Source organism: Ruthenibacterium sp., from assembly GCF_017421385.1.
Taxonomy (GTDB): Bacteria; Bacillota; Clostridia; order Oscillospirales; family Ruminococcaceae; genus Ruthenibacterium; species Ruthenibacterium lactatiformans.
The window spans coordinates 1-20,972 of the sequence record NZ_JAFOIN010000109.1 but is presented as its reverse complement, the minus strand read 5'-3'; the positions used below and the strand labels follow the sequence as shown (position 1 = coordinate 20,972).

Genomic DNA, 20,972 nt, shown 5'->3' with positions numbered 1-20,972 from the left:
GCATGGTTCAATGTTCTCAAGCCCATGCGCAAAAGCGCATCGGCGCACGAAGTGCGCGCAGCCGCGCAAGCGGCGGGCTTGAGGTTATTATACCATGGCGCCGCGAAGCGGTCTCAACAAAACCGCGCCTGCCGCGGTTTTGCATGGTTCAATGTTCTCAAGCCCATGCGCAAAAGCGCATCGGCGCACGAAGTGCGCGCAGCCGCGCAAGCGGCGGGCTTGAGGTTATTATACCATGAAAACAGAGGGAAGAGAAGCAGCGCGTTCAGCCGTAAAATAAAACGGGCGGCACAAAATGTGCCGCCCGCAGCGGTTCAGGAGAAGCCGCACGCTCTTAGTACGGTTTTTCCACCAGCCGCGCCTTTTCCAGCAAAAGGACGACGGCAGGCAGCAGCACGAGCTGGATGACGATGCCCGGCAGCGCCGTTACGAACGCGCCCGAAACAAATACCGCGAAGGAATAATTTCCGGCGGAGAAGATGAGCGCGTTCATTACGCCGTATACAAGGCGGCCGATGAGCATGGCGCTCACGAGCTGGATGTACAGGTCCAGCGGGCGCTTACCCGTGCGCACGAACCGGCGCAGCACGCCCGCCGCAAGGCCGTAGGCGGCCAGCTCGCACAGCATGCTGGGCAGATAAGCCATCGGCGGCATGCCGGTGATCATGCTGGAGAGCAGGGGAGTGAGAATACCGGACAGCAAACCGTAGACCGGACCGCAGACGAGCCCGCACAGCAGCACGGGGATATGCATGGGCAGCAGCACGCTGCCGGCATTGGGGATGCTGTGGAACGCCACGGGCAGAACAACGCCCAGCGCCACGCACAGCGCGGCCAGCACCAGTTGTTTTGTGTTGAACTTCGATTTTGTCATAAACGATCCCTTTCCTCACAGAAAAAAGCCGCGAAAACAAGGCCCTGCTTCATGCGGGGCGCGTGCCTTCGTGGCTTTCTGGTTTTTATGATGATGGATGCACGCGTGTGCATGCAAAGCCGCACGGGCGGCCGGGACGCCGGGGAGATGCGCGCCTTCATGGCGGCGGTTCCCTGTTATTATAGCAGACGATGCGGACGCTGGCAAGTATTTTGTGCGCGGGGCCAGTCAGGCGAACGGGGTGGTGTCCAGTGTCAGATCTGCAAGCGCCTGCACCGCGTGGGCCTTAAAATAGGTTTCCTCCAGCGGAATCCAGCGCGCTTCAAATACGGCCCAGGAATCCGCGCCGCCTCGGGCTGTCAGCCGGGCGCGCTGTACCGCCTGCGCGCAGGTGACGAACACCGAGGCCGTATAATGCCCGCGCAGGGACGGATGCAGAGAATAGCTGCCCTCCACAACGGCAAAGGACGCGGCGGGAATTTCCACAGCGGAGCCGGGCACGCCTGCGGAGCAGTCGAAAGGGCAAAAACGCACGGGTTGTCCGGCTGCAAACGGCTCCAGCGCCTCGCGCAGGAAACGCTCATGGTGCACATTTTCGCCGGGCTGGGCCAGACGTTCCGGCGTGCGCAGTTCCGGCGGCAGAAAAAAGTCGTCCATGTGAAAGACCGGACACCCGAACACCTGCGCCATATGCGCGGCCAACGTGCTTTTTCCGCTGCCGCAGCGCCCGTCGATGGCCAGCAGCGCATGGCCGCCGGGGAAAACGGATTCCAAAACGCGCTGGGCCAGCAGCAGAGCGGGCCAGGCGTCTGCATAACACCGGCGCACCACGCGGTAGTGGGGCGCATATTGCTCCCGGTACGCTGCGCTGTGGTGTACGGCCGGGCAGCCTGCGGCGCGCAGAGTCCCGGTCTGCCGCCGCAGGGTCTGTGCGTCCCGTGGCGGCAGCACGGCGTCCGCCCAATGCGCCAGGCCGTCCAGCACGGCGGCGAAACAGGCGGTTTCCCCCTTGTGTTCACGAGCCGTGGCGCAGAATACGCGCCCCAAAAGGCGCAGCGCCTCACGGCTCCACACGCCGTTCAAATAGATGCGGCACAGCCCGTTGCCGATATCCTCGACACAGCCCGGCAGAGCGGCGCCCTTTACATGCTCCGGCACGGCGTCCGCGCCGGGGAGCCCGGCGGCCCGGGTATATTCCTCCATCAGGTGCCGTCCGGCGGTTTCCGGCGCGGGGGCCGTGTGGCCGCACCCGAATTCCCGCTGGTACAGCAGTTTGTAATAATCCTGCGGCTGCATCTCCGGGCGCTGCGCCCGGTGCGTGTCCAGCAGCCGTTCCAATTCCTGTCTCATTCAGAGAACGCTCCTTTACCGGCATAAGTCCGTGCAGCAGAGATGCACTCGCCGCTGCTTTTCCAGTATAGCACACGAAACCAGGAGATTGAATAGACCGGACACGATTTTACCGCCCGTTTCAGCCGTTTCCACAAGTGCGGGCGGCGCGCTGCCTGCGGTGCCCGGCAAGGACGTGCGGGCTGAAACAGAGCGATGGAAATAAAAAACGCGCCCCATACCTTCCGGTACGGGACACGTTTTTTGGATGACGCGGTGTGCGGAAGGACCCGCGCGCCGCAAAGGGGAGCTTTTTCAGGCCTTCCACAGGCTGTGCAGGTTGCAGTACTCGTACGCGGCCACAACGCTGTCGCCCTCGGCCAGCATAAACACGGCTTCCGGCTTCTGGCCCGGCGCCAAAGGCTTGCGCTGGTTGCCCTGAGCCGTCTCCAGCGCGATCCATTCGATGTAATGCTCGGGCAGCATGGGGTGTTCCACAGCGCCGACGCGCACAGTCACCTTGTTGCCCTCTACCTCGATGACAGGCACGTGCTTTTCCAATGCCCCGTCCGTAGTGCCGGGGATGATCTCCTGCATCGGTTCGCCGCAGCACACAACGGGCACGCCGCTGCTGCGCACATAAGCGATGATATTTCCACAATGTTTACAGATATAAAACTTCATATCCGATCCTCCATCCTGATGCAATATTTTGCCGCGCCGGGCGGCGCGGCAGCCGGAACGCAAACGCCCCGCTGCTTACAGCATGACACAACCGGACGCAGTTTGCAAGAGCTTTTTTGGAAAATTCAGGTAATCCATCAACTTTGTAGGAATGCACAGTTGTACTTGTGAAAAAGGACGGAGAGTACGGCGCGTGAGAGGCGGCCGGTCACAGATCCTTTATCAATACCAGTTCAGAGACGCCTTTTCGGACGGCGTCGGGCAGACGGCCCAATTCCCAATAGCCGAGGGAGAGGTACAGGGCCTGCGCCTTTTCGTTGAAGTCGCTCACCATCAGCGCAACGCGTCCGGCTCCCTGCACACGGGCCATGGCTTCGAACTCCGCGAGCAGAAAATGCCCCACGCCGCGCCCGCGGGCCCGGGGCGCGGCGCCGATGAGCGCGAGGTAGGGATACAGCCCGCAAAAGCCCTTGGCCCGGACCCGCATTACGCCCAGCACCTCTCCCGCACTACCGCAGGCAACGTAAAGTTCGCCTGCGTTCAATGCGTTTTCGAGGGAGCGCGCCAATGCCCCGGGCTCGGAAAAGTAACGTTCATAAATTTCGCTGTCTGCAAATACATTGCAGCAGGCGGGAAGATCGGCCTGTGCGGCGGCGCGGCAGATCAATTCCATGGCGGCGCCTCCTGCTGCATGCGTCCGGCCGCGGCGGCCGCGGCATTGTGGATCAGCGAACGCATGCGGATGAGCTTTCCGTTTTCCCGGGTGGGGCATACGCGGTTGGTCAGCAGCACCACAAAAAGCCCGGTATCGGGGTCCACGGCGATGCTGGTGCCTGTAAAGCCGGTATGTCCGTAGGCGCGCGGGCTCATCAGATCGCCCAAAAAATTGGAGGGGCTGCCTGCCAGGTTGAAGCCCAGGCCGCGGAATTCGTGCCCGGCACCCGGCGTGCGGTTGACCAGCGCGGCGCGCAGCGTTGCAGGGGAAAGAAACTGTGTGCCGTCCGGCAGTTTCCCGCCCAGCGCCAGCATCTGAACAAAGCGCGTCATGTCGCAAAGATCGCTGAATATACCCGCGTTGCCCGAAAGACCGCCCAGAAACCGGGCGTTTTCATCATGGACGGCACCGCGCAGCAGCTCGCCCGTGGCCGGGTCCCGTTCCGTGGGAGCGACATCCCCCGCCGGGCGGTAGGTAGTGTGCGTCAGGCCCAGAGGCTCGAATACATACTCCTGTGCCAGCCGGTCGATGGACTGGCCGCCGATTTGTTCCAAAATACGCCCCAGAAGGATGTATCCCATGCAGCTGTAAACGGGCAAAGCGCCCGGCGCATGCTCCAGCGGGTGGGCAAGGATCGCCCGGACGGCGTCTCCGGGGCCGTCCGCTTCCTCGCTGAGATAAAAATGGGCGGGCAGGCCGCTGGTATGTGTCATCAACTGGAGCACAGTAATGCCTTTTTTGTCTTCGGGCGCGGGGAAAAACTGTTCCACTGTATCGTAAAGGCGCAGCCGCCCTTCCTCCAGAAAGCGGAATGCGATCATCGTGGTGCCCACGATCTTTGACAGGCTGGCGATGTCGTACAGCGTAGTCTCCCGGGCGGGGCCGAAGGTCTGCCGGACACAGACGCTCCCGCGGATACCCACGGAAAGGCAGGCGGAGGGATAAGCGCCGTCATCCAGGCCCTGCCGGACAAGACGGCACACTTGCTCAAAATTTTTCATGGCAGCCTCCTGAAAAAATAGTTCCCGAACCGCGCGGCGGCGGGAAGTCACCTAGATGGTAGTGCACGGAGCGGAAAATGTCAAGAAGGCACAGCGGGGCGTTTTTAACAAAATCAAAGAAAAAACTATGGACAATATAACTGTTTTTTTGAATCATAAAAAATAATTCTGTTCATATTGTGCAGTTTTTTCCGGTTTTTGTATTGACAAAGCAAAGGAAAAAGCATTATGATATGAGCATGAAACAATTGTTCTGAAAATTTTAAGATTATTAAAATTAATTTTCTGAACCGTTTCAAATCCTGCCGAATGTATTGCGCAGTAATAAAGGAGGACAACATGAAAAAGTCGCTGAAGAAGATCCTGGCATTTACCATGGCTGCGGCAATGGCCGCCGGTCTAGCTGCCTGCGGCAGCTCTGCATCCACGTCCCCGTCCGCGGGGGGGTCGGGCAGCGCCCCGGCCGTTTCGGACGAACCCATCAAAATATCGATGTATTACGCAGATAACCCCACGCTGCCGTATATGGACAGCTGGCTGGCGGTTCAGGAGACTGCGAAAATCGCGGGTGTGGACCTGACGGTGGAGGCTATCCCTTCCACGGATTACAATACCAAGGTCTCCCTGGCGCTGAACACCGGCGAGAATTGTCCCGACGTGATACTTTATCAGGATACTAAGGGCGAGAATTCTTCGCTGGCGCTCAACGGAGCCATCGTCCCCATCAGCGATTATCCGGAATGGACGCCCAACTTTAACGCCATGGTGGAAAAGCTGGGCCTGAAGGATGATGTGGAGGAACTGGCGCTGAAGGACGGCAAGCGTTATTTTATGCCGCAGCTGTTCGACCAGCCCTTCTATGACGGCGGCCTGATCATGCGTCAGGATTACCTGGAGGAAAAGGGCTTTGATGCGCCCAAGACCTTCGATGATCTGTACGAGATCCTCAAAGCCTATAAGGCGGACCATCCCGATTCCTACCCGCTTACCACGCTTGTCGCGCCTTATGTTACATACCGCATGACGATGCCTTCCTTCGGCATCAGCTTCGGAAAGAGCTCATCCTCCGGCACGGGCGCGCTGAGCTACGATTATGAAAAGGGTGAATATTTCGAGGGCTGCATCAGCGAGGAAGCCCGCGAATACCTGCGCTTCATGAATAAGCTGTATGCGGAAGGCCTGCTCGACCCCGAGATGGCTGCCCCCATCGACGGCGACGTATGGTCCACCAAGATGGCAACGGGCGCCGCAATGGCTACTTACGCTTACTACGACCAGATCGGCGGCGTTGAGACCGCCAGCGAGATCGACGGCTTCAAACTCCAGATGTATCCGTCCCTGGAAGGCCCGGCCGGCGCACACCATCAGCCCAAATCCAAAACCGGCAAGGGCATCATGTTCCCGGCTTCCACCGCCGAGCGCGACGATTTCGAGCAGGTAGTACGCGCCGTGGATGAGATGTTCTTCTCGGAGGAATGCTCCACGATCTGGTGCCTGGGCGTGGAGGGTACGACCTACACCATGGACGGCGACAAGATCGTTTATTCCGACGACCTCACAAGTTCGCCCGACGGCATTTACAAAACCATGCAGGTGAAGTACGGCTGCGGCGCGGATCCTTTCCAGTTTGTGTGGATCAACGAACGCGAAATGAGCAAGTATGACGAGAACTACGCCCAGATCAATAAAACCGTCGCAGGCATGGAGGATGGCAATGTGATCCAGCCGCTGCCCCCGACGCCGCTGTTTGACGACCTGACGGCCGAAGATGCGGCCAGCCTGCAGACGCCGCTGGCGGACAGCATCGAGGTATGGATCGACGCATTCGTCACCGGTTCAAAGAGCCTGGATACCGATTGGGACGCCTATGTGGCAGAGATGAAAAACCTGCAGATCGAAGAATTCTGCAAGATGTACAACGACAACCTGCGCAAATAAACCGAAAAAAACATAAGTGCCCGCGGGACGGGGCCGTACAACCGATATGGCCCCGTCCCGTGTTTTTCCATTTACTGCCTTTGTATGGCGTGCAAATCAACTGCAAGGAGGTCCTGCGGAATGCCCAAGACAGCCGTATTGACGGCGGACGCGAAAGCCGCGAAGCGCAAAGCGTTCCGAAAACATCTCAAACGTTACTGGGTGCTGTATGCGATGCTGGTACTGCCCGTCGCATATTATATTGTATTTAAGTATGTCCCCATGGTGGGCAACGTGCTTGCGTTCCGGCGCTACCGGCCGGGCAAGGGCCCGTTCGGCACGGAATGGACGCTGCGCTATTTTGACCGTTTTCTGCGTGACCCAATGTTCTGGCGCGCTTTGCGCAACACGCTGGTGCTTTCCATAGGGAACATCCTCATCAATTTTCCCATCCCCATTCTTTTTGCCATTCTGCTCAACGAGGTGCGGGCAAAAAAATTCAAAAAGTTCGTTCAGACGGTATCTTATATGCCGCGCTTTATCTCCACGGTGGTGGTCATCGCCATCCTGAACGAGATCCTTTCGCCCAGCTCCGGGATTCTGAACCAGTTCCTGGGCCTGTTCGGCGTCGACCCCATTTACTTCATGAACGAGCCGCAATGGTTCCGCCCGGTGTATATTTTATCCGAGACCTGGCAGTTCACGGGGTGGACGGCCATTATTTACCTGGCGGCCATCACCTCCATCAGCCCGGACCTGTTTGAGGCCGCGGAGATGGACGGAGCGTCCCGGCTGCAGCAGATCTGGTACGTGACGATCCCGTCCATCCTGCCTACCATCATGATCATGCTGATCATGAACGTGGGGCATATGCTCAGCCTTGGCTTTGAAAAGGTGCTGCTGATGTACACGCCGTCCAATTCGGGCGTAAGCGATATCATCGACACGCTGGTGTACCGCACCGGCCTTGTCAGCCAGAACTATTCCTATGCGACGGCCATTGGCCTGTTCAGCGGCATTGTTGGCCTGATCCTCGTCACGTCGTCCAACGCTGTGAGCCGGAAGCTGACCGGCGAAAGTATTTATTAAAGGAGGCGGCAGTCTGATGCAAAAACGGTATCATACCCTGGAAAATATCATCTTCGACGCGATCGTTTATCTCGTGATGGCTTTCGTGCTGATCTGCTGCCTTGTCCCGTTCATTTACATGCTGGCTGTTTCCTTTTCCGGCACAAAGCCGCTCATCAACGGCGAGGTGTTTTTGTGGCCGAAGGATTTTACACTGGATTCGTACAAGCAGATCTTCACTTACCCAAACTTCTTCAAGGCATATGGCAATACGTTTTTATACGCGGTGGGCGGCACGGCCATCGCGCTCATCATGACGAGCCTGATGGCATATCCGCTTTCCAAGACGTTTTTGTGGGGCAATAAGTTCTTTACGAAAATGGTCGTGGTGACGATGTTCTTCTCCGGCGGCCTGATCCCAAACTACCTGCTGCTCAACAGCCTTCACCTTGTGGGGACGCGGGCGGCCATGCTGATGCCCTTCGCCATCAACTCGTTCAATCTTATCATCCTTATCAACTTTTTCAGGAGCATTCCCAATGAGATCGAGGAGGCGGCGCTGATCGACGGGCTGGGGTATTTCGGCATCCTGCGGCGCATCGTGCTGCCGCTCTCCACGGCGGCCATCGCCACCATCGGCCTGTACTATGCCGTGTTCTTCTGGAACGACTGGTTCAACAGCCTGATCTATCTCAAGAGCGACCAATACCCTGTTATGATGTTCCTGCGCAATATCGTGAACGGTACCATGGTCATCGGCACGGGCAGCGGCTCGGCGGAAAAGACGACCATTGCCATCTCGGTGAAATCCGCGGTCATCATCACATCCACCGTACCCATTATCGTGATCTATCCCTTCCTTCAGAAATTTTTCGTCAAGGGCTTGACCATTGGGGGCGTAAAGGGATGAGCGCGTTTCCGTCGTCAGCGGAACCCACAAAAGGCTATGCGAGCCACGAGGAGGCATGTCCAGTGGTACAGATCAAAACGATCGGCACCGAACAGCGCAACCCCAATACGCTGGAGATCGACCGCGCGGATACTGCGGAGATCCTGCGGCTGATGAACGAAGAAGACAAAAAAGTGGCGCCCGCGGTGGAACAGGTTCTGCCGCAGGTGGAAAAAGCGGTGGATGTAATTTACGCGCACATGCGCTGCGGCGGGCGGCTCATCTACTGCGGGTGCGGGACCTCCGGCCGCCTGGGCGTGCTGGACGCATCGGAATGCCCGCCGACCTTCGGCGTGGAGCCGGGGCTGGTGCGCGGTGTGATCGCCGGCGGGCCGGACGCGCTGACCAACGCGGCCGAGGGCGCGGAGGACCATTTTGAGGACGGTGCAAAAGACCTGCAGGCGCTGGACTTCCGTGCACAGGACGTGCTTGTGGGCATAGCGGCCAGCGGGCGCACGCCCTATGTGCTGGGGGCAATGGACTATGCCCGGGCGTTGGGGGCACCCGTGATCGGGCTGACCTGCTGCCCCGGCTCCGCCATCGATGCGGCCGCGGATATCGGCATCGCCCCACAGCCGGGGCCGGAGGTCGTCACCGGCTCCACCCGCCTGAAAAGCGGCACCGCACAGAAAATGGTGCTGAATATGCTGTCCACTGCCGTGATGGTAAAGCTGGGGAAGGTATACAGCAACCTGATGGTGGATGTGTGCGCCAGCAACCAGAAGCTGGTGGCGCGCGCGGTATCCATCGTCTGCTGCGCGACCGGCGTGAGCCCGGAGCGCGCGCGCGGCGTTTTGGATGAGGCGGGTTTTTCCGCCAAGACGGCCATCGTTATGATCCTGTGCGGCGTGGATGCCGGCGAGGCCCATGCGCTTTTGCAGCGTGTGGACGGGCAAGTTTCGGCAGCGGTTTTATCGCGGCCGGACGGCGTACAGACCGATGCGTTTGTGCGCCGGCTGTAACAGCAAAAAGCGCCGGGACAGTCCAAGGCTGTCCCGGCGCAAGTTAAGTGCGGCGGAAGGCGGCGTTCTCAATACCGGCGGCGGAGCGGCGGAGCACCGTCCACACGGTGGGGACGGCAGCTTTCCCGGCTTTTTTCCAGGCTGGCCGCCGCGCGGTCGTAATCCAGATGCGCCACGGCTGTGAACAGAACATCCACCGCCACCATCTGGGCGATGCGGCTGCTCATGGCGCCGCTGCGGGGCGTGGCCTCCGGCGCGGAGATATACAGCCGGATGTCGGCGTTCTGGGCCAGCACGCTTTTGTCGAATTTCGTCAGCGCCACGGTAGGCGTGCCGCACTGGCGGGAAAGGGCCAGCATCTCCAGCACTTCCTTGGTATTGCCGGACATGGAGATCAGTACAGCCACATCCTGCGGCGTCATATTGGCGGCGTAGGTGAGCTGGATGTGCAGGTCACGGCAGAAGCACACGTTTTTGTCGATGCGCAGCAGCTTGTTGTACAGGTCCTCGCCAACCAGAGCAGACGCGCCGACGCCGAAAATGCGCACGGAACGGGCGTTCAGGATTTGGCGTGCGGCAGCCTCCACGGAGGCGGGGTCCAGCAGCTTTGTGGTGTCGCGTACGGCGCGGATGCTGTTGTTCTTGACGCTGAGGATCAGCTGGTCGATGCCGGTGGCTTCCCGGATATCGGAGAAGGCCGCTGCCTCGGCGGGCTCACCCGCCGTTTCATGCAGCTCGCTGAACAGGCTTTTTTTCAGGTCCTTAAGGCCGTCGAACCCGATGGCTTTGCAGAAACGCACCCATGCGACCTTGCTGACGCCGGACTCCTCGGCCAGCTGGCTGATGGGCTTGGCGAATACATTTTCCACGTTATCCAGAAAATACGAGGCCACCTTTTTTTCGGCGTTGCTCAGGTTTTCGTAAATGTTCTGCGTGCGTACCTCGATGTTGGTCATTTCACTTCTTCTCCTTTTCGGGCCGTGTTCACAGGCTGATTTTCCCCATCACCACGCCGTGCGCGGCGCCGGTGGCTCCGGGCGCGTTGTTGGCGCAGCCATACAGCGCTTCGTTTGCCAGAACGGCAAAGGCAACTGCCTCCTTGGCGCTGCTGTCCAGGCCGAGCTGCTCGTTGGTAAGCACCTGGCAGCCGGGCAGGCAGTCGGCTATATGGGCCAGCAGCACAGGGTTCATGCTTCCGCCGCCGCCCACGATCAGCCGCTCGGGGCGCTGAGGGCAAAACCGTTCCACACCCTCCCGGATGCACTCGGCTGTAAAGCGCGTCGCGGTGGACAGCGTGTCCCGCAGGGAAACACCCAGCGTCCGGGCATGTGCGCACAGGGCGTCCACATAGGCGGCGCCGTATACCTCGCGCCCCGTGGTCTTGGGCGGCGGGGCGCTCAGGTATGGGTCCTGCATCATCCAGGCCAGCAGCCCGGCGTTTACCGTGCCCTGCGCGGCCAGCCGCCCGCCGTCGTCAAAGCGGGCTTTTCCCTCTGTCAGCCGCGCGGCAAGCGCGTCCATGACCATATTGCCCGGGCCGGTGTCAAAGGCAAATACGTCATTCAGGGAACAGCCTTTGGGAAGTACGGTGATATTGCCGATGCCGCCGATATTCTGCAGCCCCACGGTGCGCTGCGCGTCCCGATAAAGCAAGTATTCCGTGTAGGGGACCAATGGAGCCCCAAGCCCGCCGGCAGCCATGTCCCGAACGCGGAAATCGCTGACGACCGGACAGCCCAGCCGTTCCGCAATAACGGACGCCTCGCCGGTTTGAAGCGTGCCCCGCACCGGGCGGCCAAGGTATTCCCGTGCGTCCGGCGCGTGGAATACGGTTTGGCCGTGGCTGCCCACAAAGCTGACTTTATCGGGGGCAACGCCCGCCTGTGCGCACACGGCCTCGCAGGCGTCGGCGCTGAGCTCACCCAGATAAAAGTTCAGAAGGCACAGTTCCTCCGTGCCGCCGAAATCGCCTGCCGCCACGCGCAGAATGCGCGCCCGCGCTGCGTCCGAGAAAGGCAGCGTGAGAAACGACAGCAGCCGCACGCGGGTATCCGTGCTGCAGCCGCTGATCTCCACCAGGGCGGCGTCTATGCCGTCGGCAGACGTACCGCTCATCAGCCCAATGGCCAGGCGAGGGCTTGCGTCGTCATGGAAAAGAGCGCGCTTCATAAAAATGTCCTCCTTTATATGGCCCGCGCCGGGCCTGAAAAAGATGAAATAAAATTACAAACAAATTGTTCTTTAGTTTCAATTATACTCCCAACAGGTGGCGCCTTGTCAACAGAATCCATAAAAAAATTTACGAAATAAAGCGTAAAATGCATGTATTGCAAAGAAATATTTCAAAAATGAAAAATAGTTGCGCGGCTGACGCGCGAATAACAGGAAAGAGGGAGGAACCGGTGCATGGTGAAATGCGGGATCGACAGGATCGGTGAATTCGGTGCATTGTTCCGGGGCAAAAGGCTGGGGATGGTGACGTCTGTTTCAGGCGTGACGCTGGACCTCAGGCCCGGATATGTGAAATTTCATGAGGTCTATCCGCTGGTATGCCTTTTCGGCCCTGAGCATGGAATGTACGGCAAAGACGGCGCGGGGGAGGATGTGGACGATGTTGCCCGCGACAGCGCGACGGGCTTGCCGGTATACAGCCTGTACGGCGGCGAGGAGGGCAGGCATATCGCGCCGGAACGTTTGGAAACGCTGGACGCGGTGGTCTATGACATTCAGGATCTGGGCACGCGCTTTTACACCTTCATCTCCACGCTGCTCTACGTCATGGAGGACTGCGCCGCGGCGGGCCGGGAGCTGATCGTGCTGGACCGTCCCGCACCGCTGGACGGCGTGACGGTGGAGGGCGGCCTGCTGGAGCCGGAATACCGCAGCTTTGTCGGAGCGTACCCGCTTTGCATCCGTTACGGCCTTACCGCGGGTGAGCTGGCGTGCATGGTAAATGCGGAACAAAAGCTGGGCTGCCGGCTGACGGTAGTACCCTGCACAGGCTGGGAGCGCACGCGCCTGTTCAGCGAGACGGGAAACCTCTGGATGATGCCCAGCATGGGCATTCCGCATTTCAGCACGGCTCTGGTTTATCCGGGCACCTGTCTGTTCGAGGGAACAAACGTCTCCGAAGGGAGAGGGACCGCATGCCCGTTCGAGATGATCGGCGCGCCGTTTGTCGACGGCGCGGCACTGGCCGGGGCCATGAACCGGGAGGGCCTGCCCGGCGTGATTTTTACGGCGGCCTGCTTTACGCCATACGCTTCGAAGCACAAGGGCGAGCCGTGCGAAGGGGTGCTGCTGCATGTCAGCGACGCACATGCTTTCCGCCCGGTGCGCACGGGCGTTACACTGCTGTACCGCATCCGGGAGATGTGGCCACGGCAGTTCCGGTGGAAACCACGGGATGGGAAGCCGCGGCGCTTCATCAGCCTGCTGGCGGGCTGCGGCGCGTTCGAGGACGAGCCGCCTGCACCGGAAGCGCTGCTTGCGGCATGGGAAGCGGACAGCGCCGCTTTTGCACGGCGCAAGGCGGCATATCATCTTTACAAATAAAACAGGAGGGATACAGATGGATCTACGGGAACAGATCGGGCAGAGACTGGTGACAGGCTTTCCGGGAACAGAGCTTACGGAGGATTTCCGCAGGATGGTGCGGGAATACAAAATATCCAATGTGATCCTGTTCCGGGAGAACATTACGGATTGTGCACAGCTCAAACAACTGTGCGGGGAGATCCAGGCGCTGGTGCGGCGGGAAACGGGCCATGGCGCCTTTATCACAGCGGACCAGGAGGGCGGCCTGGTGACGCGCCTGCCCGGGGACGCGGTAAATGTGCCGGGCGCTATGGCCATCGCCGCCACGGGAGACCCGGAAAATGCCTACCGCGCCGGGCTTTTGACGGGGCGGGAGCTGCGCGCGCTGGGTGTCAATTTCGACCTTGCCCCCAGTGTGGACGTCAATTCCAACCCGGAAAATCCGGTCATCGGTGCGCGAAGCTACGGCGACACGCCGCAGGAGGTCTCCCGTTACGCCAACCGGATGATACGCGGCCTGTTGGACGGCGGCGTGCTGTGCTCGGCCAAGCATTTTCCCGGCCACGGAGATACGGACACGGATTCCCATCTGGCGCTGCCCTGCGTGGACAAAAGCATGGAGGAGCTGGAACGGACGGAGCTGCTGCCCTTCCGGGAGGCAGTGCGTGCGGGCGTGCCCGCGGTGATGACGACACATATCCTGTTCCCGCAGCTCGAACCGGAGCATCTTCCGGCAACGATGTCCCGGCGCATCATGACGGGGCTGCTGCGGGAGCAGATGGGCTTTGACGGCCTCATCGTCAGCGACTGCATGGAGATGCGGGCCATCAAGGACCACTTCGGCACAGTAAACGGTGTGGTAGCGGCCATGGCTGCCGGAGTGGACCTGGTGTTTATTTCCCACGACACACTGCTCAGCGGGCAGGCGGCCCGCGCGGCAGAGCAGGCCGTGGCCGAGGGACGGTTGAGCGCGGCGGAAATGCAGGCCAGCGTGCAGCGCATTCTGGCGCTGAAGGAAAAATGGGTGGACGGCATGCCCGAGGGCGGCTTCGATTTTGATGAGGCACGCCGGGAGAACGAGGCGCTGCTGCAAAAGACCATCACAGAGGTGCACCGCCCCGCAGGCGGGCGGCCCGCACTGGGGAGCGCGCCGCTGTGCATCGGCTGCCCGGCCTACCGCACGTCGCTGGTGGGGAATGTGGACGCCGGCGAGACGAACCGCTTCGGCGACAGTATGGCACGGGCGCTGCATGGCAGCGCGGCGGCCATGCAGCCGGAGCCGGGGCGGGAAGAGATCGCGGCGTTGGTAGAACTGGCGCGGCGGCATACCTCGGCCGTGGTGGGCACCTTCAACGGGCGTTTGCGCAGGGGCCAGCTGGAGCTGGTGGCCCGGTTGGCGGAGGCGGGCGTGCCCACCGTGGCGGTGGCGCTGCGCGGCCCGTACGATCTGGCGGGCCTGCCCGAAAGCGTGTGGACGCTGGCGGCATTCGAGTATACGGAGCAGAGCATTCGGGCGGTTGCGCGCGTGCTGCGCGGCGAGGCCGAACCAACCGGAAGGCTGCCCGTGACTTTATGAGCGGAGAAGAAAAAATGCCGGATATGAGATATGCGGCCGGGATGGACGGCGGCGGGACAAAGACGGTTTTAGAGGCCCGCGCGCCGGACGGACGCGTGTTGCTTCGGGAACGGTTTGGTCCCCTGAACCTTAACAGCGCTGCGGCACAGGCAGTGCGGGAGACGATGCAGGGCTGTACGGATGCGTTGGCGCGCCTGCCCGGCGGCCTGGAGGCCTGTGCCGCGCTGTGCGTCGGCGGCGCGGGCGTCAGCAATCCGCAGGCACGCGCGCTGCTGGAGCAAATGCTGCGCCGGTGCGGATACCGGGGCGCGCTTCTTTTGACAGGAGATCAGGAAACTGCGCTGGCAGGCGCGCTGGGCGCACCCTGCGGCATGGTGCTTATCGCGGGCACCGGGTCCATTTGTTTTGGCAGGGATGCAGCGGGTAAAACAGCCCGAAGCGGCGGCTACGGGCATAAAATCGACGACGAGGGCAGCGGCTATGCGCTCGGCAGAGACGCTCTGGCGGCCGTTGTGCGGGCGCAGGACGGCCGTGGGCCGCGGACGCTGCTCACGGATCTGGTGTTTGCACAGCTGAAGGTGGTTGACGTCGGCGGCCTGGTGCAGTTTACTTATGACCCGCAAACAGACAAAAAACAGATCGCGGCGCTGGCTCCGCTGGTTGCCCGGGCGTATGAAGCCGGAGATGAGGTCGCGAAAGCGGTGGTGGAAAAAGCATGCCGCGAGCTGGCGCTGCTGGTGGAGCCGGTAGCCCGCGTTCTGCATATGGAGGACGGGGTGCTGGCGCTGACGGGCAGCATTCTGCTGCGGGACAAAGCGGTGCGCGAGGGTACGGCGGCGCTGCTTCGGATACGATTTCCGGGCATGCGGCTGGCGGAACCCAAAAGCGACGCCGCCGCAGGTGCAGCGCTTCTGGCGCTGGAAACATTGAATACAGAAAAAGGAGAAAATAAAAATGCCTGATATGCTGGTGAAATTATACGACCTGCCTGAAGATGCGCAGACGGCGTGCCCCCGGGATGAGAGCGTACAGATCCGCCGCGCAATGGCGCCGGATAAATTTCGTGTGGTGGAATGGGTGAAAGAGCACTCCGGCCTTTCCGCGGCAGGGGAATGCGACGTGTGCTTTGCCCGCCCGGCTGTTTCGTGCTTCATCGCCACGCGGGGCAAAAAAATCCTGGGTTATGCCTGTTATGATGCGACGGCTCCGGATTTCTTCGGCCCTACACGCGTGCTGGACGAAGAGCAGGGCGGCGGCATCGGTCGGGCGCTGCTGCTGCGCAGCCTCGCGGCCATGCGTGCGGAGGGCTACGCCTATGCAGTCATCGGCGGCGTGGGCCCGCAGGAGTTTTACAAAAAGTGTGTGGGCGCGATGCTGATCCCGGATTCCGCCCCCGGCATTTACCGGGATTTTCTCGGCGGGATGAAAGAGTAAAAAAGACAAAAAGAGGAACGGCCTGCTCAAAAGCAGGCCGTTCCTCTTTTGCTGTTATACTTTGCGCGAATGCTTTTTCAGCAGACGGGTCAATTCAGCCACGTCGATGGGCTTTGCGATATGCGCGTTCATGCCGCATTCCAGACAACGCTGAATGTCCTCGGCAAAGGCGTCCGCCGTCATGGCGATGATGGGGACCGACACCGAATCCGCGCGGTTCAGCCCGCGAATCGCCTGTGCAGCCTCATAGCCTGTCATGTGCGGCATCCGGAGATCCATCAGGATAAAATCATAATAACCCTCCGGCGATTCCCGGAATTTGTCCAGACAGATCTGTCCGTCTTCCGCCCATTCCAGCTCCACACCCAGATCGGACAGCAGTTCACTTGCAATCTCCCAATTCAGCTCATTGTCCTCTGCGAGCAGGACACGGCTGCCGGAGAGGCCGGCGCCGTTGCCGGATGCAGGCTGATGCGTGGCTTCAAGGCCCATATACTGGCGCAGGCCATAAAACAAAGTGGATTTGAACAGCGGCTTGGAAATAAAACCGCTGATGCCGGCCTCACGCGCCTCTTCCTCAAATTCGGTCCAATCGTAGGCGGAGATCAACAGAATCGGGATTTCGCTCCCAAAGCTGCGCCGTATCTCCCTGGCGATCTGGAGGCCGTCCATATCCGGAAGCTTCCAGTCCAAAAGAATGATCTGATAGTCATTGTGCTGCCGGTGGCGCTGAACGATCCGTTTCATCGCGCTTTCTCCGCTCAGCGTTGATTCGGCATTTACTCCGATCGACTTTAATGCGCTGACGGCGGTCTGGCATAATACCGCGTCGTCGTCGACTACCAGCATGTTCCAGGGAGGAAGCACCATGTCGGCTTCCGGAAGGGCGGCCTTTTCAAGGTCGATTGTGATGTGGAATTCAGTGCCCTTATTCAGTTCACTCCGAATGTCGATGGTCCCGCCCATCGCATCCACGATGTATTTTGTGATCGCCATTCCAAGGCCGGCTCCTTCGGTCTTGTGGATTCTGGCTTCATCCGCACGGCTGTAAGATTCGTATATCCTTTGCAAAAATTCCGGGGACATGCCGATCCCGTTGTCTTTCACTTTAAGGTGCGTCCGGACAAAATTTTCGCCGCGCGGGGACGCCTCTTCAAAGAGAGAAAGCTGAATGGAGCCACCCTCGGGCGTATATTTGGTGGCATTGGACAAAAGGTTCAGCAAAACCTGGTTCAGGCGGACGCTGTCGCAATATACGTTTTCCACCGTGATATTTTCTATATGGACGTCAAAGCTTTGCTTTTTGGTTTTGATCTGCGGCTGTATGATGCCGACAACGCCTTCAACAACTTCTTTCAACGAGATTGCTTCCAGCGTCAGGGTCAGCTTTCCGCTCTCGATTTTGGACATGTCCAGCACATCGTTGATGAGCCCAAGCAAATGCCGGCTCGACAGCGAGATTTTGCGCAAACAGTTCTGCACCTGCTTACGGTCGTCTATATGCGCCGTTGCGATGGCAGTCATGCCCACGATCGCGTTCATCGGCGTGCGGATATCATGGCTCATATTGGCCAGAAATTCGCTTTTGGCCTTGCTTGCCTCAAGCGCCGCCTGGCGGGCCTTTCCCAGCTCCTGCAGCTGCTGGCGGGTCAGGAAAAAGTACCGCAGAAAGATCAGCGTCAGGAAAAGCAGGATGGAGCCGCAGGCAAGCAAAGTGATGAAGGTGCGCTGCGCGCTCAGGTCGTTGATGCTTTCGTCCAACATGCCGTAAGGCATCACCGAGATGAGGTACCACTCGGAGTGCGGCAAAGGCTTGCCGTAGATCTGCAGGTTGTTTCCGCCCGTGTCGAGCGTTACGGTGTAATCCTTCTGTTCTTCCAGCGCCGCGTCAAGCCCCTCAAGCGGACCGCCTGCCGCGGAAGAGGCAGGCAGCGCGCTGAAATATCCAACCAGCTCCGTATTGGAGTTGGCGATCACAAGGCTGCCGTCCGGGCGGATGATATGGCAATAGATCAGAGCATCCTGATTTTCTGAAAAAAGAAAATCGCTGATATATTCCAGGGGCACCGCCGCGACCAAACCGGTGCAGGCTTCGCCGTCCTGCATCGGATAATCCGCGTCGATCCCGAACAGCACAACTTCGTTGCCGGCGGCGTCCACGCCAACGGCGACCCGCTGCTCGCCCCGCCTTAACGCGTCCACGAAGGGCGGCGGGTTGACCGGCTGGAATGCTTCCCCGCAGAGCGTTTCAAATCTGCCGTCTGAGGTACAGAGAGCCAGATATTCGAAACCGCGCACCTGCGCCCTGTATACGAGATCTGCATACATGGCTTCCTTGTCGGCGCTCTTCGACGGGACCACGGACACGATGCCTTCGACCTGCTCAAACCGCAGTTCGATGATGTTCTCAAAATGCCGGGCCATCTGTTCGCTCATCCCGGACATATAGATCTCGCCGACTTCATGGATGGTCTTTGTGCTTTTCCGGCTCATATAGACACCCAGCATGGCAAAAACACCCATGCTGAAGACAAGAAGGCCGACGAAGCTGTATAACAGAAACCGCGTAGTATTCTTTTTTGCCAAGCTGCTGTCCATCTGCGGCTATCCCTCCCTGCACGTCTTGTAGGCTTCAACTGCACGGATGATCTGATGATAGTCGTCGGAGAGCTGCGGCATTCCGGCGGCTGCATTTTCAAAATCTCCGGCCTTAAACGCTTCTGTCATTCGGCTGCTGCTTTCGTACAGTCTGGTGAAAGAAAGGTTCCGGCAGATCCCTTTGAGCGTATGGACAAAGCGCAATGCTTCTTCGTAATTCCGGTTTTGCAGGGCCGTTTCCAGAGAGCTGAAGCTTTTGTCGTCTAAAAATTTGAGAACGAATTTCTGGACGGTCTGCTCACGCTGCAGCCTGCTCAGCACTTCCTTGTAATCTCCGCCGAATTCCGCATAGCAATCTCTTAACTCCATATCTCGACATCCTTGCCTTTGCCGGTATTTTCCGTTTGCGTGCTCACAAAGCCGGCGATGGCTTTGTTCTTACTCTTTTTTGCCTGATACATAAGCCTGTCGGCTGTTTCGAACAGCTCTGTTGTTTTTTCCACGCCGTATGCCCCGCCGAGGCTTACGGAAACGTGAAGCCCGGGGTGCTCGGCTATCGTCAGCCTGTCAACGGCGGCCCGGATCTCTTCCAGCTTTTTCCGGAAAACATCCCCGGGGAGCCGGTGGAAAATGATTACGAATTCATCGCCGCCATAGCGGATCACGGCGTCCGTTTTCCGCACGCACGATGAGACCGTTTTGGCAATGCGGCGCAGGACGATATCTCCCGCGTGATGCCCGTAACGGTCGTTGATGTGTTTGAAAGAATCGACGTCGATGACGACAACGGCCTCGATGTCGTCAGAATCCCGAAACTGTTCGTCATAATAGCGGCGGTTGTAAACTTCGGTCAGCGAATCGGTATATAACAGCTGAAGCGTCTCCGATGACGGCGGCACCAGAGAGACGCTGTGCTCCCGTGCGAGTAAATTGTCATAGTCTATCCGGCCTTTCGTGTCCCGCCTGTGCCTGGCATTCCGCTCAAGCGCCGCTTGTCCCAATTCGCTTTCAAGTGTGTCGGAAATTTCCAGCAGGCACTGCAAAAGGGTGGGGTTAAACGCTCCGCAGCGGCCCTCGAAAATCATCTCCAGCGCTTTGCTGTGGGAGTACGCTTTTTTATAACAGCGTTCACTGGTCAGAGCGTCATAGACGTCTGCCAGGGCAACCACCTGGGCGGCAATGGGGATTTCATCTCCCTTCAGGCCGTCCGGGTAACCGTTGCCGTCGTATCGTTCGTGGTGCCAGCGGCAGATATCGGAAGCTACTTTGACAAGCGGCGCCTCCTGCTGGTCAAGCGGCAGTTCCGACAGCATTTTTGCGCCGATCAGCGAATGCCCCTTTATGATTTCGAACTCCTCGGCAGTAAGGCGTCCGGGCTTGTTCAATATGTCCCCTGAAATAGAGATTTTTCCGATGTCATGAAGCGATGACGCGGTACTGATCAAATTGATATTGGTTTGAGAGAGAGGATACCGGTCCGTATGCCGAAGAAGCTCCTTCAATAAAAGCTCTGTGATGGTTTTGATGTGCAAAACATGCAGGCCGCTTTCGCCATTGCGGAATTCTACGATGTGAGAGAGGATCGAGATCATGAGGTCGTTGTTTTTCTCCTGCTCGTAAAATTGTTCGGCGATGATATTTTCAAGGTGGCGCTGCCTGGCATACAAAAGCATCGTGTTCGAGATGCGGCGGCGCACGATCGCCGCGTCAAAAGGGCGGCTGATATAGTCAAACGCGCCCAGGTCGTAAGCGCGCTTTATGTTGGCGGGGGAGTCGTCGGCAGAGATCATGATGACGGCGAGCGTATCGTTCAGGTGATATCTGTTTATATACGCCAAAACCTCAAACCCGTCCATTTCGGGCATCATGATATCCAGAAGCAGAAGCGAAAAATCTCCGCCGCACTGTGTAAGAAGATCAATTGCCGCCGCGCCGTTATCGGCTTCGACGATATCGTATTGATCCTCCAGAATATCTACCAAAAGCGCCCGGTTCATTTCGGAATCGTCTGCAATCAGGATTTTTTGCTTTTCCATTGGGAACCAATCTCTTTCACAAATGAATTTCTATCTATTAGTATAAAGGAGCGGTTTGGGGCATAGCAACAATGATATTGGTAAGGGAAGCGAATAGCTTTGGCTTTTGGGCCTGACAAGCAGGGATATAAGGGTTATAATATCCTTAAAATAATGTCCACTGAACAAAAAAAAGGCCACGTGATATCAAGAAATAGCGCCGTTTCTGCGGTATAATAAGTGCAAGGAAAAACGGGAAAACACGCGAAAAACCTTGCACTTGGAGGCGGCCATGTATCGATACAGTAACGGT

Annotated in this window: 18 protein-coding genes; 8 read left to right on the top strand and 10 right to left on the bottom strand. The window is 58.9% G+C overall.

Annotation, left to right across the window (positions count from 1 at the left end; translation table 11 throughout):
- Nucleotides 1–334 precede the first annotated feature (334 nt).
- From IIY41_RS12955 to IIY41_RS12935, 5 genes are all read right to left on the bottom strand, one after another.
- Nucleotides 335–874 (bottom strand): ECF transporter S component, encoded by a 540-nt coding sequence (locus IIY41_RS12955; RefSeq protein WP_055081253.1) that lies wholly within the window; start codon nucleotides 872–874, stop codon nucleotides 335–337.
- Nucleotides 875–1,102: 228 nt separating this feature from the next.
- Nucleotides 1,103–2,224, bottom strand: a complete 1,122-nt coding sequence (locus IIY41_RS12950; RefSeq protein ID WP_243134163.1) for a uridine kinase family protein — start codon at nucleotides 2,222–2,224, stop codon at nucleotides 1,103–1,105.
- Between the two features lie 294 nt (nucleotides 2,225–2,518).
- Nucleotides 2,519–2,887, bottom strand: coding sequence for a desulfoferrodoxin family protein (locus tag IIY41_RS12945; protein WP_009324888.1), 369 nt, complete (start codon nucleotides 2,885–2,887; stop codon nucleotides 2,519–2,521).
- A gap of 208 nt (nucleotides 2,888–3,095) precedes the next feature.
- On the bottom strand, nucleotides 3,096–3,560 hold the full coding sequence (locus IIY41_RS12940; RefSeq protein ID WP_009324886.1) for a GNAT family N-acetyltransferase: 465 nt from the start codon (nucleotides 3,558–3,560) through the stop codon (nucleotides 3,096–3,098).
- A complete protein-coding gene (locus tag IIY41_RS12935) occupies nucleotides 3,551–4,603 on the bottom strand; it encodes a serine hydrolase domain-containing protein (protein WP_050005017.1) in 1,053 nt (350 codons plus the stop codon). The genes IIY41_RS12940 and IIY41_RS12935 overlap by 10 nt, the downstream gene beginning before the upstream one ends.
- A gap of 339 nt (nucleotides 4,604–4,942) precedes the next feature.
- Between IIY41_RS12935 and IIY41_RS12930 the strand changes: the two genes are divergently transcribed.
- The 4 genes from IIY41_RS12930 to murQ all read left to right on the top strand — a co-directional run bounded on the left by IIY41_RS12930 (nucleotide 4,943) and on the right by murQ (nucleotide 9,499).
- The gene (locus tag IIY41_RS12930; protein WP_117460115.1) at nucleotides 4,943–6,541 is read left to right on the top strand and encodes an extracellular solute-binding protein; all 1,599 of its coding nucleotides are present in this window, start codon (nucleotides 4,943–4,945) and stop codon (nucleotides 6,539–6,541) included.
- 120 nt (nucleotides 6,542–6,661) lie between these two features.
- Nucleotides 6,662–7,609 carry an ABC transporter permease gene (locus IIY41_RS12925; protein ID WP_009324880.1) on the top strand — a complete coding sequence of 316 codons (948 nt, stop codon included), beginning with the start codon at nucleotides 6,662–6,664 and terminating at the stop codon, nucleotides 7,607–7,609.
- Between the two features lie 16 nt (nucleotides 7,610–7,625).
- On the top strand, nucleotides 7,626–8,498 hold the full coding sequence (locus tag IIY41_RS12920; protein WP_009324877.1) for a carbohydrate ABC transporter permease: 873 nt from the start codon (nucleotides 7,626–7,628) through the stop codon (nucleotides 8,496–8,498).
- Nucleotides 8,499–8,560: 62 nt separating this feature from the next.
- Nucleotides 8,561–9,499 (top strand): N-acetylmuramic acid 6-phosphate etherase, encoded by a 939-nt coding sequence (gene murQ, locus IIY41_RS12915; RefSeq protein WP_050005016.1) that lies wholly within the window; start codon nucleotides 8,561–8,563, stop codon nucleotides 9,497–9,499.
- 68 nt (nucleotides 9,500–9,567) lie between these two features.
- Here the strand turns inward: murQ and IIY41_RS12910 are convergent, their stop codons facing one another.
- Together IIY41_RS12910 and IIY41_RS12905 are read right to left on the bottom strand one after the other, a co-directional pair.
- A complete protein-coding gene (locus tag IIY41_RS12910; protein ID WP_009324872.1) occupies nucleotides 9,568–10,455 on the bottom strand; it encodes a MurR/RpiR family transcriptional regulator in 888 nt (295 codons plus the stop codon).
- A gap of 28 nt (nucleotides 10,456–10,483) precedes the next feature.
- Nucleotides 10,484–11,668 (bottom strand): anhydro-N-acetylmuramic acid kinase, encoded by a 1,185-nt coding sequence (locus IIY41_RS12905; RefSeq protein ID WP_009324870.1) that lies wholly within the window; start codon nucleotides 11,666–11,668, stop codon nucleotides 10,484–10,486.
- 237 nt (nucleotides 11,669–11,905) lie between these two features.
- Between IIY41_RS12905 and IIY41_RS12900 the strand changes: the two genes are divergently transcribed.
- From IIY41_RS12900 to IIY41_RS12885, 4 genes are read left to right on the top strand one after another with little or no spacing between them, the layout of a single operon-like run.
- Nucleotides 11,906–13,054, top strand: coding sequence for an exo-beta-N-acetylmuramidase NamZ family protein (locus IIY41_RS12900; RefSeq protein WP_205485862.1), 1,149 nt, complete (start codon nucleotides 11,906–11,908; stop codon nucleotides 13,052–13,054).
- 16 nt (nucleotides 13,055–13,070) lie between these two features.
- Nucleotides 13,071–14,612: a glycoside hydrolase family 3 protein gene (locus IIY41_RS12895; RefSeq protein WP_287401071.1), complete on the top strand. Its 1,542-nt coding sequence runs from the start codon at nucleotides 13,071–13,073 to the stop codon at nucleotides 14,610–14,612.
- 14 nt (nucleotides 14,613–14,626) lie between these two features.
- Nucleotides 14,627–15,574: a BadF/BadG/BcrA/BcrD ATPase family protein gene (locus tag IIY41_RS12890; protein ID WP_287401069.1), complete on the top strand. Its 948-nt coding sequence runs from the start codon at nucleotides 14,627–14,629 to the stop codon at nucleotides 15,572–15,574.
- Complete coding sequence (locus tag IIY41_RS12885) at nucleotides 15,567–16,046, top strand: GNAT family N-acetyltransferase (RefSeq protein WP_055081247.1); 480 nt, start codon at nucleotides 15,567–15,569, stop codon at nucleotides 16,044–16,046. The genes IIY41_RS12890 and IIY41_RS12885 overlap by 8 nt, the downstream gene beginning before the upstream one ends.
- A 54-nt stretch (nucleotides 16,047–16,100) precedes the next feature.
- On the opposite strand, the gene IIY41_RS12880 is transcribed toward IIY41_RS12885, so the two are convergent.
- From IIY41_RS12880 to IIY41_RS12870, 3 genes are read right to left on the bottom strand one after another with little or no spacing between them, the layout of a single operon-like run.
- Nucleotides 16,101–18,644: a hybrid sensor histidine kinase/response regulator gene (locus IIY41_RS12880; RefSeq protein WP_287401067.1), complete on the bottom strand. Its 2,544-nt coding sequence runs from the start codon at nucleotides 18,642–18,644 to the stop codon at nucleotides 16,101–16,103.
- A gap of 6 nt (nucleotides 18,645–18,650) precedes the next feature.
- Nucleotides 18,651–19,013 carry an Hpt domain-containing protein gene (locus IIY41_RS12875; RefSeq protein WP_009324858.1) on the bottom strand — a complete coding sequence of 121 codons (363 nt, stop codon included), beginning with the start codon at nucleotides 19,011–19,013 and terminating at the stop codon, nucleotides 18,651–18,653.
- Nucleotides 19,004–20,680 carry a diguanylate cyclase gene (locus IIY41_RS12870; protein WP_287401065.1) on the bottom strand — a complete coding sequence of 559 codons (1,677 nt, stop codon included), beginning with the start codon at nucleotides 20,678–20,680 and terminating at the stop codon, nucleotides 19,004–19,006. The genes IIY41_RS12875 and IIY41_RS12870 overlap by 10 nt, the downstream gene beginning before the upstream one ends.
- Nucleotides 20,681–20,972: the final 292 nt, after the last annotated feature.